We start from the raw sequence: 12,843 nt of genomic DNA, 5'->3' as shown, positions 1-12,843 counted from the left end.
GTCTCAGGCCACCTCAACCAGGCGGTCTACTGCCGGCAGGAAGAGCGCCAGCTTCACTGGCAGGGTGACCCCGGCATCCTGGACCGCCTGCTTGTATTCCCGCATTTTGGGCGCATAGCGATTCACTTCCCGGCTGAGGAACTGCTCAACAGGCATTCCTTCCGGGCAGTCCGGTGTTTTCCAGTCAATGATCCAGTACACCCCATCATCAACGAAGGGACGGTCCAGGTATCGATGCACCCACCGCGAGTTTCGGTAGGAGCTGACCTGGACTTCTTGGCCACCACTCTCCCGCTTTTTGAGAATCCACCGACCATGGGTGCTGCTGATAGTCCGCTCCACCAGGTGGTGGATTCGCGCAACACCAGCAGGGACTTCAGCGGCGGGATAACCTTCACGACGCAGAAGTGCGGCGATCGCCTGTTTCTTGGTTTGCAACCGCTCGATGCTCCAGGCCTCGATCCCTTCTTTGGAAATCAACTCGACGACTCGGTGATAAACAACCCCGATGGTCTTCGCTCGGTAGTCATTACCCTCCTCTTCCCTCAACTCGTCTGCCAGTTCGTTCTCGGTCGGGATCTGATCGTTACTCGCCGCAGGGATGAAGATGCCGCGCGGTAGTTCGACGGTGAACGATGCGCTCAGTCGCGCCTTCGAGGGAACCTCTACTGACACGTCAGCAGTAATGGGTACACCCGGTTCAGCCTCGTAGAAGTCCTCCTCAAGCTCAGGCCAGAGGCAGCTCAGCAGCGAACCGGAAGCTACTCGGATCGGCTTGTCCTCGTCGAATTTGTCGACAGCCGCCAGCAGGTAGCAATCGCATTTGGCGCGGGTAGTACCCACGTACGCCAGGCGCGACACCTCATCCAAGATGTCCTTCTTGACTTGTCGACCGATGAACTTGAAAAGCCGGCTCTCTGGAGAGGATTCGTCTTGGTCACCAACATTCGGGGCCAGGGCAAAGGTGCCGGCCAGGTTGCGCCAGTAGAACAGCGGTGTGTCGTCGGTTGCACCGGTGCGATTAAGGCCTGGCAGGATGACGCTATCGTATTCGAGGCCCTTGGCATTGTGGATTGTCATGACCTGGACAACCCCTGCTTTGGGGGATGCGTAGAGGTTATCCAGGGCACGGAAGAACGCTTGCGGGTCCTGCAGGGCCCCGTTGCTCGTGTGCTGAGCGAGCACGCGGAAGACGGTCTCCACATCAGCCATTTCGACGGAATCAACGGTAGCAGGGCCGCCCAGGGCAACCCAGGCGGCTTTCGCGGCCCAAACCAACTCAGTGCCGCGCGCGGAGCGTTCGATACGCTCCATTACCTTGTTCAGGCGCTCAACACGCACTTGGCCATCTGGGCTCAGAGTGGCAATCAGCTGATCATCTTTCAGGGCACCACGGATCACCTTGCCGCCCTGAGCAATGATCCGGCAATCGTCCCACGAAAGGCCTACGAACGCCGAACGGAGCATTGCCAACCACGAGGTACGATCAGCTGCGTGCCAGAGGGCGCGGATCAACGCGATTACTTCAGACACAGGGGCAGATTCGGCGATCGGATCGATATTCTGGCCAGCCGTAGGAATTCCGGCTTCCTTCAGGGCTGGCAGGATGTGCTTCAGGTGAGACCGGCCACGTACCAGGATAGCAATGGTCTGCTCCGGGTTCTTGGCCAGGGCCTCCTTGATGATATTCACCACCTCCTGAGCTTCACCAATGGGGCCAGTGGTGATGGGCCGAATATGCACGCCCCCGTCCACGGTTCGAAACGGAATCGACGGCACGAAAGGAAAGTCCGACTTGGCGAACACTTTTCCGTAGGCTCGGTTATTCCACTCCACCACACCCGGCGCAGAGCGGAAATTGACAGTGAGGCGGTGAATCTCCAGAGACTTCGGGCCGAACACCTTGCTCATCACCATGTTGATGAACAGCTCCACGGTTGCTGCTCGGAACAGGTAGATGGATTGGAAACCATCACCACAGAAAAATACCGATCGCGAGTCATCGTCTTCCCAGTGTGCGACCAGGCGCTGCAGGAGCTCGAACTGAGAGGGCGAAGTATCCTGAAACTCGTCCACCATCAGGTGGTTGATACGGTCCTCGTCCAACAGAGCGTCGCCGACTTCGTCACCGAAGCCCAAGGACTGAATTGCGCGCTGAGCGACTTCCTGGAAGTCGATCGTGGCGGTGCCATCGAAGGTGAGGGTTAGGTTCGCGAGCAGGTAGCGCAGAATCACTGTGAAGTGCTGACACATCGCGGCGCTGCCCTGGGGGTACTGCAGGTCTGGGAGAGTCTTGAGGGTGACCAAGGCTTCGCTGTAGAGCTCCACCTTTGGATCGTCCTTCAGCCCCTTGAGCAGGGCGTTCATGTCCTTGGTGAGCGGCTCGCCTGCGGGGAAGCCATTCTTCACGTTGACGGACTTGCGAAGAGTGTTTTCGCTTGTAAGAGCAAACCCGGCAAACCCGCGCAGATAGTCCAGGGAGGTCTGGTTGATGGCCAAAACGGGACGCTGGGCTGCCCACGCGAAACCATCGTATACCCCGGAAGCGTGCTGCAGGATGTCCATCGCCTGAGTCAACGGAGAGCCGCCCAGTACCGTGATGGCCTCGGCGGCATGCTTGGCAACCATTTCAGCGATCGCCAGCTCCATGCCTGGGATGTCCAAGGTCATGATCTCGCCGGCCCACTGATCGCGCTTGGAGAGCAGCGCCGAGAACATCGGCACCAGCAGTTCGAAACGGTTGCGGGCAAAGGTGAGCACTGCTTCCAGCGCTTCACGGAGCTCTTCAGGGATGTCATCCGAGTTCACGCTGCCAAGGGTGTCAAGAATCGCGCTGCGGTAGATCAACGCAGGGTCCTCGACGGTTTTACCGCCACCCAGTCCACTCATGATCGGAGTTTTGCCGGCCAGGTAGGCGCAGAAGGCATCGAACGTCATGATGCGCAGGCGAGACGGGTTCAGGATCAGGTTCCAGCCCAGCAGCCGATCACGTTCGAGAACCAGGCGGCCGAGCTGGTACAACGGCTTATCGTGAGCTTGGACCGGTTCCACTCCTGCGGCAGCCAGGGCCAGGGCACTGGTCACGCGCTCCAGAATCTCGCCGGCAGCCTTCGTAGTGAACGTAATAGCCAGAATCTCTTCCGGGCGCTCTACTACCGTGAGGCAGGCCAGCATGCGGAAGAGGAGCTGAGTGGTTTTTCCTGATCCTGCGGGGGCGAGGAGTGCCAGCGAGCGACGGGGGTCGATGGAGTCCGCCCGGGCTTGGCCGTCATGAGGATTAGCAGCTGCAATGGCTGCAAAGATCGGCTCAAGGTGCGGGATCGCAGGTAGGGATTGGAAAGCGGTCATCAGTGTGGCTCCGTTCGATTGATGGAGCCAGATTAACGACCGCTTTGTGTGCCACCACCCCTTACGGCTGAAGCCAAAAAGCGAGCTCAGGATACTGCGGTAGCGCTCTATACGGAGTCTTACGCCGTACACAGAAGCCACCATGGGAAAGGCCGTTGATGCCTATGTAGGAGTTGGCCTGTAACAGAATCCTGATGTTCCGACCTGAACCGTCGTACTCGTCGTCCTGGATTATTACCTCTGGCGGGATTCCCAGGAATCGCCCTGCCGCCCAGGCCCAGGCTGTAACCTCAGGGTCAGTTGCCTGGATCACTGCACGGTAGAGAGGGCTGTCCGGCTCCTGCGCCAGAAACTCAGGATCTTTGAGCATTCGGTTGAAGCTTGCATAGAGGTTCCCAGACATCCAGTGGCGGTAGCGTTTTGGGACCACCGCCAAGTGCCCAGCCTCATGTAGGAGCCCAGATGCAGGGCAGCGCGGATCTATCTGGAGGCCGCCATCCTTGATCCTGACGTGATCGATAAACCCGGCAGCCCCAGGGACGACTTCCACTGAAAGGCCAATGTCGCGAAGAAAGGAAAGAGCCATCTCCGCAAACTGACAGAGCATTTCTGGTGATGAGGTTTGTTCCACGATTTGGTTCTCAAGGGAGGTTCCCCTGGTCCTATGGACCAGGGGACGGGATTAGCGGGTCAGGATACCGAGATACTCATATCCCATGGGAAGCGGTGCTCCATTCTGCAGCCAGGCTTCCCCGTCGGTGAAGCCCTGACTCATTTCATCCAACGCATTCGTCCACGCCTCGCACTGGCCATCCCATGCGCCCTCGGTATCCACACCACTATGCTTGCCGGTCCTTGGTGCCAGCTCACCCGTGAAATTGGATCGGGTATGGAACCCCAGGCTCTTGCTGTTGACCTGTGCCAGCGCGATACCGTCGATGCGCTTTCCGCCATTCTGTTGGAAGTCAATCTTGGTCGCGTAGATGGGCAGTTGAGGCTCCGTAAGAGTGTCAGCGTTCAGGCTGGTCATCCTCATCGAAGCTCCAGACTTGTAGTCAATCACCACGTCCCTGAACTCAGTTTCATCCTCGGTCAGGAAAATCCGGTCACGCCGGTCGACCTTGACGGTAATGTTTACCAGCCCAACTGCAATGTCATGTGGTTCCTCGAAGCCGAGGACCTCGAAGTCGTGGGTGCGCTTCGACTCCAGATAGAGCCAGTCATTGATCAGTGATTCCAGGCGCAGTCGCTCAAGCGCGATAACACGCTTTCCGTAGCGCCAGACCAGTTTGTTTAGCAACTGCTCCGATGCTTTCGCAACCGTATCGCGTATCTTGTCCAGCAGTTGGTCGTGACTCATCGCCTTCAACGCTTTCGAGGTCCGAACGTCAGTCCAGAACAATTCGAGCACCAGGTGCACCATGGTTCCCTGAATGCGTGGGTCGAGACCGATAACAGGCTCCGGGAACATTTCGGCGCGCAGTCGATTTCGAGCGAAGGACAGGAAGGGGGCTTCTGCATAGTCCTTGAAGATTCTCACCCCGCCTTTGATCCAGGCGAGCTCATCAGCGGATACGGGGGCGACCGTTTCAGGGACCACCTGGCTGCGATCGAGGATTCCCAACAGCTGGTCGACAAACAGCCCATGAGTGTGGACGGAAGGGGCTGCTGCTGGCCAGGAGCCGAACAGTTCGCTACAAGACACCGAGGCGCCTTTGTCGTTATGACTGGGGCAGGAAACTGTTACATCAGCACTCGTGCTCAGCAGTGCTGCGACCACCTTCTCTGCCCGAGCCAAGGCGCCCTCACTGGAGGCGCCTGGAATCCCAGCCGCCACCTGGAGCTCCAGCGGCAGGAAGGGGGAAGGCTCCACTCTGGCGGGCAACACAGTGCTCGATGCCCCCAGTACCCACACTGCGTCGAAGTGCAAGCCGATTGCATCCTCATACCCCAGGATCGAAACCGGGGCCACGTGCGAGATACGCGGTTGGAACTGTCGGGTATCGATGATTTCCCGCAGCCACATGTACGCCCGTGGATATTCCACACGACCAAGCTGTGTGTCGAGGGTGCGGAACAGGGTCAGTGCCTCGTCCCAGGCCTTCAGTGTCTGGAAGTTGGCTGAGTCCAGTTCTTTGCTTCCCGGCCAGCCCATCCCTACCAACGCCTGGCTGAACTGCTCCGCCCATTCCGACGGATAACGCTTCGTCTCTCCATTGACCTGGCCAGCCAGATAGCCTGCGAAGCGTTCCCGGAAGTCAGGTACTGCATCACCTTTGTATACGCCGATTGCTCGGAGGAAGTCCTCACCCCCCATGGAAAGGCCCATGTTGTCGCGCAGCCAGATATCCAGCAATGCACGCGCGCGGCCTTCAGAAGCTTCACCGCCGATCCACGGCGAGCGCAGAACACGACTGAAGGCCTCGGAGTCCGCCTCTTGAGGAGTGATGGACAGAAGGTCCATAGCGGCACGGACCAGAGGGCGACTGCCCAAGGTCGCGCCACTGGAGATATCCCATGGAGTCCGCATATCAGAATCGGACTCGCCAGGAATCAGCGTTGCCGGGCTGCAGTGCAGTGAAAGTGCCTCAATCAGCGGCGCTTGGAAGTTCCGGATATCCGGTACCAGGATCGCAAGTTGGGGCGCAGCGAGCGGAGTGTCAACGTAAGGTGAGAGGTGATTATTCACCCATTCTGCAACGAGCGTGAACTCATCGCCCTGGTTCGTTGCACGGATCAGTCGGGGTGTGGAGCGGTCACCGGCGACATCCACTTCTTCCACTTCGACACCACGAGCAGCAATTGCCTGGAAGAGCACTTTCTCTGCAGGGTTCATGTCGAGGATACCGACAATGACAATTTTGTTTGGAAGCTCAACCAGCCCTTCTTGAACCGCATTCAGCAGCAAGCCTGGGAGCTGAGCTCGGAAGACAACGCCCTGGGAGGAACACTCCCGACGAAGCATTTCTTGCAGTTGCCAGAAGACTTCCAGCTCGCGCTTGAACCGGAACCGCTCTTGATCCATCGGGATCTGGTATTTGAGGGCTTCGGAGTACGCGCTACCAATACGGCGAGAGGTCGCAGTAGAGGAAATCAGAGTTGCTGGCATCAGGCCGGAGCTATCTGCGAGGCCCTTCACCACTGCCAGTTCCTGTACCGGATACAGTAGTTGCTCTGCCGGCATCAGTTCGAGCCACGCATTTTCAATCCAGGACGTGACGGTTTGAATTCGCCCTTTGTTGAACCAGGCTTTTTTGCCGGACATGGACTGCAGCAATGCCGACTGTAGCCTCAGGTGACGGGCAACCCGCTCGGTAGATGTCAGCACCAGGGTGCCTTCGTTCAGGTCGCTCAACTCTTTCAGGAATTTCATCTGTTCTGGTCTCCACAGTGGATGGAGCCAGATTAACGACCGTCTGCTGTGCCACCAGCCGTCGGGCGAACCAGTTTCGCATGCAGATTTTCACGCCCGACCACCGGATTTGGGGCAGTCGATTTCCACTATTGGGGAAAGAGCCAAAGCGATTCCCCTATCATGATGATCAGCCGTCCCCGAAGTATTGCTGTAGAAGCTTGTGCAGGGCCTGACTTGGAGCTCGCTCTGGTTGTCCAACCAGTTATGCACCTCGGCAACCGCCATCCCTCAGCTATTGCCTATGAGTGTTTGCTCCGTGTGGTCGAAGGGACTCAGTTAGCTGCCCCCGCGCGTCTGATTGCAAGCGCGGAGGCTGATGGCTCGATTGTCGACCTGGATAGGTGGGTGGTCTCTCATGCAGCTCGGATCGCTGGAGCGTTTCCGAATGTGCATCTCTGGGTGAACGCCTCGCAGATCTCCGTCAGCGATATCCGATTCATTGAGCACGCAATATCGGAGTTTGACCGACACGAAGTCACATCTCGAATGACGTTCGAAATCACTGAATCCGCGGATGGAGATGCCTACAAAATCGTTAAAGGTTTGGAGCGTCTCAACCTCAAGGCGATGCCTGTGATGCTGGATGACATGAGGGATGGATTCGCAAAGAGGCAACTCTTGATGAACCGCGCTGTGACCGGTTGCAAGCTGTCACGTCGGACCACACGAGAAATCGCTGAGAGCCCTGTAGTCCGGGGTGAGGTAGAGAAGCTTGTGCGTGACTGCAGGGCGGCTGGGAAACGTGTGGTACTCGAGGGGATTGAGGACGCAGCTGAGCTTGAAATTGCTAAGGCCCTGGAGATCGATTTATGCCAAGGCTTCTACTTTGGCCGCCCTGGACTTCCAGAGTGCCTCCTCAGGTAGCTGGCCAGGAAAACACCGAAGTGATACAGGTCATCGATATGGTTTGTATGCCAGTAAGCTAGGCGTCCCTGCCTTGTAGCTATGAGTTAGAGCTCATTGATTCGTCCACGACGATCTGTGAATTCGCGTACTTCTTCTCGCGACACCTTATTGGCTGTCACCCATGCCATGGCGGTTTCCGCCATGTTCCGCCGCCCCTGGCGCTTCATCTCGTTCGCCAGCATAGGCAGCTTCTCCGGACCACCCTGCAGAATCTGACGCACAGCCCCAGTCACCTCGATCGACTCATAGATGGGGAGTGGAGCACGCTGCCCGTCCGAGAAGCGCAACATGTGCTGCCAGAAGATTCCGCGCAGTGTCTGTGGGACAAGTCTTTCATACCGGGGATCAACCAGCGCCAGCATCCGGGTGTACGCATCGGGTGCGCTATCAGCGTGAATAGTCGCGAAAACCGAGTGACCGGTCGATGCAGCTAGCAGCGCGGCATTGGCCGTTTCAGGATCTCGAATCTCGCTGACCATGATGGTTTTTCGGTTCTGCCGGACACAGTCCCGGATGGCCTGCTCAAAGCTTTCTACGTGCTCTCCGACTTCACGCTGAATGACGCCACCGCCTTCGAAGATGTACTCGATGGGGTCTTCACAGGTACCGAGTAGACCTCTTTCGAGAGGGTCCATATTCTCCAGAGCTGAGAACATGGTTGTGGATTTACCCGAACCCATCACACCTGCGAATAGCGTCAAGCCCGCACCTTTCATGAGGGACTTTACGACGTTGTAATCGAGTTTCAGGTCCTTTTGGAAGTTCAGCTTTCCTTGGAGCAGGCGGCGCATCGCGATTACCCAACCATCCATTGAATTGGCCAGGTTGCAGCGGTAACGGTAACCATTAAAGGGGATCGTGAAGTCAGCAGATTTGCGCTTATTCCCCTTCCCTTTTTCCGCTAGCATTTTTTCATAGAAATCCTTCCAGATCGGCAGGATCTCCGGACTATGGACCTGGCCAAAGTTGTCGACCATCTCCATGGTGCGCTCGCTGAGTGTGATGTTCGTCGCTTCCTTGGCAAACGCTTCGGCGTCGAACTCCTTGGGTTTAAGTAGCATGGAATCTCCTAATACAGCGTGACGGGACCGCTCAACAGCGGCTCGATACCGTTGCGAGCAATAGCGTGCGCAACGAAGCGCTTCGCACCGAAGCATTCATCGTTGGGCTTATTGGGTTTGGCGAACTCCAACAGGCATGCGTTCCTGTACTCGCAGTGCCGGCATTCGGGATTGTTGTTCCGCGTGCTCTGTCGGCGCATGTACAAGATCCTCTCCCGAGAGCAGAGGATGTCTCGGAACGTTGTCTCCGGCTTCAGGATGTTGCCGAAGGAGTGCATGTACTCCTTCCATCCATCCCGATAGTTGGGCAGTACAAACTCTCCGTCAGGGAGTAGAAACAGGGTCTGACCTGCCATGTTGCTAAGGTCGCCGCCGCCGGCGCGATCGACTGCAAAATGAGCCTCACCAATGCTTGGCATCTTCAACCCCTGGACCTTGCCCCTGTACCAGTGGTTGAGCATCTCGATCATGAAGTCGTTGAAGGCAGTCATGGTTGGGGCGAAGCGATCGTATTGGCCCGGCCTATCGTTCTGCTCGTTCAGCATGAAGGGCAACCAACCAGTCTCCTCGACTCCAAGTTCGGCAAGCAAATCCAGTGTCCGGGATGCGCCTTGTTCCAGCAGGGCAGAGTTGACCACGCTGATCGTGGCCACTTTCAAGCCGCGGCCGACTGCTTCACGTACCTTGGCCTCCCACTTACGTACGTAGTTGCTGGAGCGCATGTCTCCGTCGTAGGAGGTCTGAACATAGCCATTACAGTGCTCTTGCCAGATTGGCGCCCAAACATCGAGGTCCACACCAAGCATCGAGGTGAGCATCACATGGCGGACTTCATAGCCGACCGATGCCGGCAGCTCCTCATCCATGATTCTTGAGTAGGCGAGGAAGTATTCAGGGCCCGCTGCGGTGGGCTCACCGCCGTAGTTGTAGGCGATGATCGTCCGGCGGGGCGGCTGCTGCTCCTCGAAGTAGATGTGAATCTTCCTGCAAACCATCCTGAAGTCGTCGAGCGACATCAGAGTCTTGTCGCTGCGCTGTTCCTTGCTCAGGTAGCAATGCTTGCAGTTGTAAGGGCAGTACAACGACGGCATCAAGGTGAAAACGAAATACCCGTTCTCAATTGTGTCCGTGAGACCTTCAAATGGCTCACTTTGGGTTACGGGCAGCACGGATGGCCTCCTCGTTTACTACCAGGCGGTCACCGGCAGATTGCTCAAGCAGTTGTGCAATGCTTGGTGTCGGTTTGTGGCCAGGTTCCATGTTGATCTGCAACTGATGTGGGTTACGTTCCAGCGCCTGGTCCAGGGCTATCTCCTCAGGAGTGCGCTCACCTGAACCCACTCCCGTTTTCTTTTCCAGGCTCACGAGTGTGTCAACGCTCAGCAAACGCTTCCCATACGAGAACAGCAGCTTTGCGAGAATCGGAAAGATCGAGAGAAAACTGGGCCCTTTGTCAGTGGTCATGGTCAGCCCACCGCAATGAGGTTCTGAGGCAGCTGGTTTGCGCCCTGTAATACGGACTTCGGTCGCACTCCCTTTTCCTCTACCAGGAAGCGAACCCTCTTGATGAAGGTCTTGAAGCCCGGGCACTCGTCCTGCTGATTCCACTGCTCGTGAAGAACGCCGCAGTTAGCCTGGCAAAGCATCCTCTCATCGCAAGCCCGGCAGGCAGCGGGAAGTCGCCTAGCATTGGCCACTTCTTTCAGGTAGCTCGGCGAGGTGAGGACGTCATGAATGGTATTGACGAATTCCACGGCCTTGGAACCGTCACCTTGAATCACCTCGCGCGTTTCAAAGATGTTCCCATGGCTGGTGTAATCGTTCGTACCGCCTTTCTCGATGCAGCTGATAGTCCGCCCATCGGAGTCGATATCAAGTGCCCCATGGACAATCGGGCAAACCACATCATCTAAGCTCTCGCCGCGGTAGACAGCCTCCAACCAGGACTCACATGGGTTGATCCAGAGGTCGGTTATGGTTTCGCGATGCTTTAGGTACCAGTCAAGCGCCTCGATATAGAACTGAGCGGTCTCACGGTGCTTTGGTTGGATGAGTTTCGCATTGAGGTCGCCGTCACCTGACGGGATGAAGAACCCGAAGTGCATCTTGGTGAACCCAAGGTCGACCAGCTCCTCGATCATCGAAGCTGCTCCGGCTTGAACGACCGGCCGTACAAGTGCCGTGGTGACAGAGAAATCTTTCGGCCCCGAAACCCCAGGCATCTTGGCTTCCGCCATCAGGGTAACCACGTTGCGCCGCCAGATTTCTTCCTGTTTACGCTTGTTGAATCTCGTTGACCGTTCGTAGCTGGTGGACACCTTATCGAACAGACGGGCCACCTCAAGGGCTTCTTGAGTCACCAAGTTGGTGACAATGGAAAAGTCGACGGCCTGGGGGATGCCTCGCAGCAGAGCCTTGGCTTTCGGGAGCGCGGATTCGAAGAACCGAACCCCTAGCATTGAAGGCTCCCCGCCAATCACATGGATGTCCACGTGGTTGTAGCGCTGGGAGAAGTTGTGATCGGCTTGCATGTGCTCGACGATCCCCCTCACAACATGCAGGAATTCTTCTTCCGTCATGTCGGGGCTCTTGTCCTTTTTGTCCGAAAGGATGTAGCAGTGGGAGCAGCGAAGCTGGCAACGTCGAGTCACGTTTATCTGAAATAGAAAACTGTTTCGCCCGGTTGCCCCGGACGATGAAATGCCTGGCTGCATTAGGTAATCCTCAGGGCGAGCGCTGTCCGTAGATCGTTGTGGCGGCCCTTCTCGGAAACGTCTGTAACGCTGACTCGAGCCTGCCCAACTCTTGAACAAGTTGATGCTTCTGGATGTAGAAACCGGGATGGGTGTGAGGTAAGGACCACTAGCCCAGTGCTTACGAATTCAAGCTCCCGATGATTGAATTGAATCGAGGGCAGACGAGTGGTGATGACCTTCCAGAATGGGTGAAGGCCGGCCTGCTGCCTGATCTCTGGTCTTAAAGGGAAGAGCAGATGCTTGCCTGGGGCGCCGCGGCAAAATCCACGGTCACTCTGCAGTGCCGTGTCCTTGATGATTGAGACTCTACCCGTCTGCTTGCAGCCCTCGCAGAGCGCGCCGATTGCTGATGCAATGCTTCCAACCTCGAAGTCCTTGCCGAAGCGAGATCCGAGTACCTCCGCCATTTCACCAGTCCAGGTGCTGAAGATGGCCAGGTTGTTTGCAGAGTAGTGAGGATTAGGCCACGATTCGATGTCGAGATTATCGGGGCTTATCAGCACCTCAAAACCGCATTCGGCCAGATGTAATGCCAGGGCTAGGCTGACCAGAACATCGTTCCCGACCACCAGGACCTCTGGGTGCAATGAGCCGTAGATGCCATCGAAACAGGCATCAATTACTCGCAGCAATCTCCCGCGCCAACTCAACTCCACAGGCGAAGTGATCAGGGCATCGTGGAATCTGAAACGGCGGAGTGATAGCTGATTTCTGCTCATCGGAGAGCTTCTCCGTAGCGTTTCCGTACAGTGCTCCGCATAACGTTCTCGCGATATCCGAACTGCCCAATGAGGGTGTACCTGGGCTTATCGGTGTTGATTGCGGTGACCTGGTGAACCCACCGGGGATTGGTGTTGATGCACCAAACAAGCGTCCCGTGATTCGGGGAAACCGAGGAGTGAACATGGATGTCCTTGGTGATGAACCCCATGTCGTCGATATCGCCTTCACCGAGTTGAAGCAGGCCCCCGTCCTCGGGGGTCCACAGCTCGTCGCTGAGATAGACCATGCAGATCAAATGCATGGGGTCGTATGCGTCGTGATGCCATCCCATAGAGTCACCACGTCGTCCACGCTGCAACATGACATTCACTCTGCTCCAATCCCCCATGTGTGCCCGGAAGTGCTCAAGGTCTGGGCTGCTGCCGAGATTCTCCATGAACGAGAGATACTCTGGCGGCACGTTCAAATTCTTCGAGGGGTCGTCGGACTCCCACTCTGCAATGTCAGGACTTCCAGGTTTGTCAGGAAGGAAAGTGTCCTGCTTGACCAAGCGAAGCAGCGCATCAGCTTGGTCCTTGGGAATCGAGCCTACACAGTGTCCAGTGCGGAACAAGTCATTCAGTACCACGGAAAT

10 protein-coding genes are annotated in these 12,843 nt (G+C 56.9%); 1 reads left to right on the top strand and 9 read right to left on the bottom strand.

Going from position 1 to position 12,843, the window contains the following annotated elements; all coding sequences use genetic code 11:
• Nucleotides 1-3: 3 nt before the first annotated feature.
• From Q9451_RS32000 to Q9451_RS31990, 3 genes are all read right to left on the bottom strand, one after another.
• Entirely contained in the window at nt 4-3,348 is a 3,345-nt protein-coding gene (locus Q9451_RS32000) for a UvrD-helicase domain-containing protein (protein ID WP_010794324.1), read from the bottom strand.
• A gap of 61 nt (nt 3,349-3,409) precedes the next feature.
• The gene (locus tag Q9451_RS31995) at nt 3,410-3,979 is read right to left on the bottom strand and encodes a hypothetical protein (protein WP_228757885.1); all 570 of its coding nucleotides are present in this window, start codon (nt 3,977-3,979) and stop codon (nt 3,410-3,412) included.
• A 51-nt stretch (nt 3,980-4,030) separates the two neighbouring features.
• Nucleotides 4,031-6,721, bottom strand: a complete 2,691-nt coding sequence (locus tag Q9451_RS31990) for a PD-(D/E)XK nuclease family protein (RefSeq protein WP_057391281.1) — start codon at nt 6,719-6,721, stop codon at nt 4,031-4,033.
• Nucleotides 6,722-6,883: 162 nt separating this feature from the next.
• Here Q9451_RS31990 and Q9451_RS31985 point away from each other — a divergent pair, with 162 nt between their 5' ends.
• Nucleotides 6,884-7,627, top strand: coding sequence for an EAL domain-containing protein (locus Q9451_RS31985; RefSeq protein WP_010794326.1), 744 nt, complete (start codon nt 6,884-6,886; stop codon nt 7,625-7,627).
• Between the two features lie 86 nt (nt 7,628-7,713).
• Here Q9451_RS31985 and Q9451_RS31980 read toward each other — a convergent pair whose 3' ends face one another.
• The 6 genes from Q9451_RS31980 to Q9451_RS31955 all read right to left on the bottom strand — a co-directional run bounded on the left by Q9451_RS31980 (nt 7,714) and on the right by Q9451_RS31955 (nt 12,837).
• On the bottom strand, nt 7,714-8,730 hold the full coding sequence (locus tag Q9451_RS31980) for an ATPase, T2SS/T4P/T4SS family (protein ID WP_010792542.1): 1,017 nt from the start codon (nt 8,728-8,730) through the stop codon (nt 7,714-7,716).
• A gap of 8 nt (nt 8,731-8,738) precedes the next feature.
• Complete coding sequence (locus Q9451_RS31975; RefSeq protein WP_010794327.1) at nt 8,739-9,899, bottom strand: hypothetical protein; 1,161 nt, start codon at nt 9,897-9,899, stop codon at nt 8,739-8,741.
• Nucleotides 9,877-10,194 carry a hypothetical protein gene (locus Q9451_RS31970; RefSeq protein ID WP_010794328.1) on the bottom strand — a complete coding sequence of 106 codons (318 nt, stop codon included), beginning with the start codon at nt 10,192-10,194 and terminating at the stop codon, nt 9,877-9,879. The genes Q9451_RS31975 and Q9451_RS31970 overlap by 23 nt, the downstream gene beginning before the upstream one ends.
• Nucleotides 10,195-10,196: 2 nt before the next feature.
• Nucleotides 10,197-11,309 (bottom strand): hypothetical protein, encoded by a 1,113-nt coding sequence (locus Q9451_RS31965; protein WP_010794329.1) that lies wholly within the window; start codon nt 11,307-11,309, stop codon nt 10,197-10,199.
• A 134-nt stretch (nt 11,310-11,443) separates the two neighbouring features.
• Nucleotides 11,444-12,205: a hypothetical protein gene (locus tag Q9451_RS31960; RefSeq protein WP_010794330.1), complete on the bottom strand. Its 762-nt coding sequence runs from the start codon at nt 12,203-12,205 to the stop codon at nt 11,444-11,446.
• Entirely contained in the window at nt 12,202-12,837 is a 636-nt protein-coding gene (locus Q9451_RS31955; protein WP_010792547.1) for a 2OG-Fe(II) oxygenase, read from the bottom strand. Before Q9451_RS31955 ends, Q9451_RS31960 begins: the two co-directional genes overlap by 4 nt.
• Between the last annotated feature and the right edge of the window lie 6 nt (nt 12,838-12,843).

The sequence above is a fragment of the Pseudomonas sp. NY8896 genome (assembly GCF_039634505.1).
The sequence above is the reverse complement of the archived record's forward strand: the minus strand, read 5'-3'. Positions and strand labels throughout refer to the sequence as shown.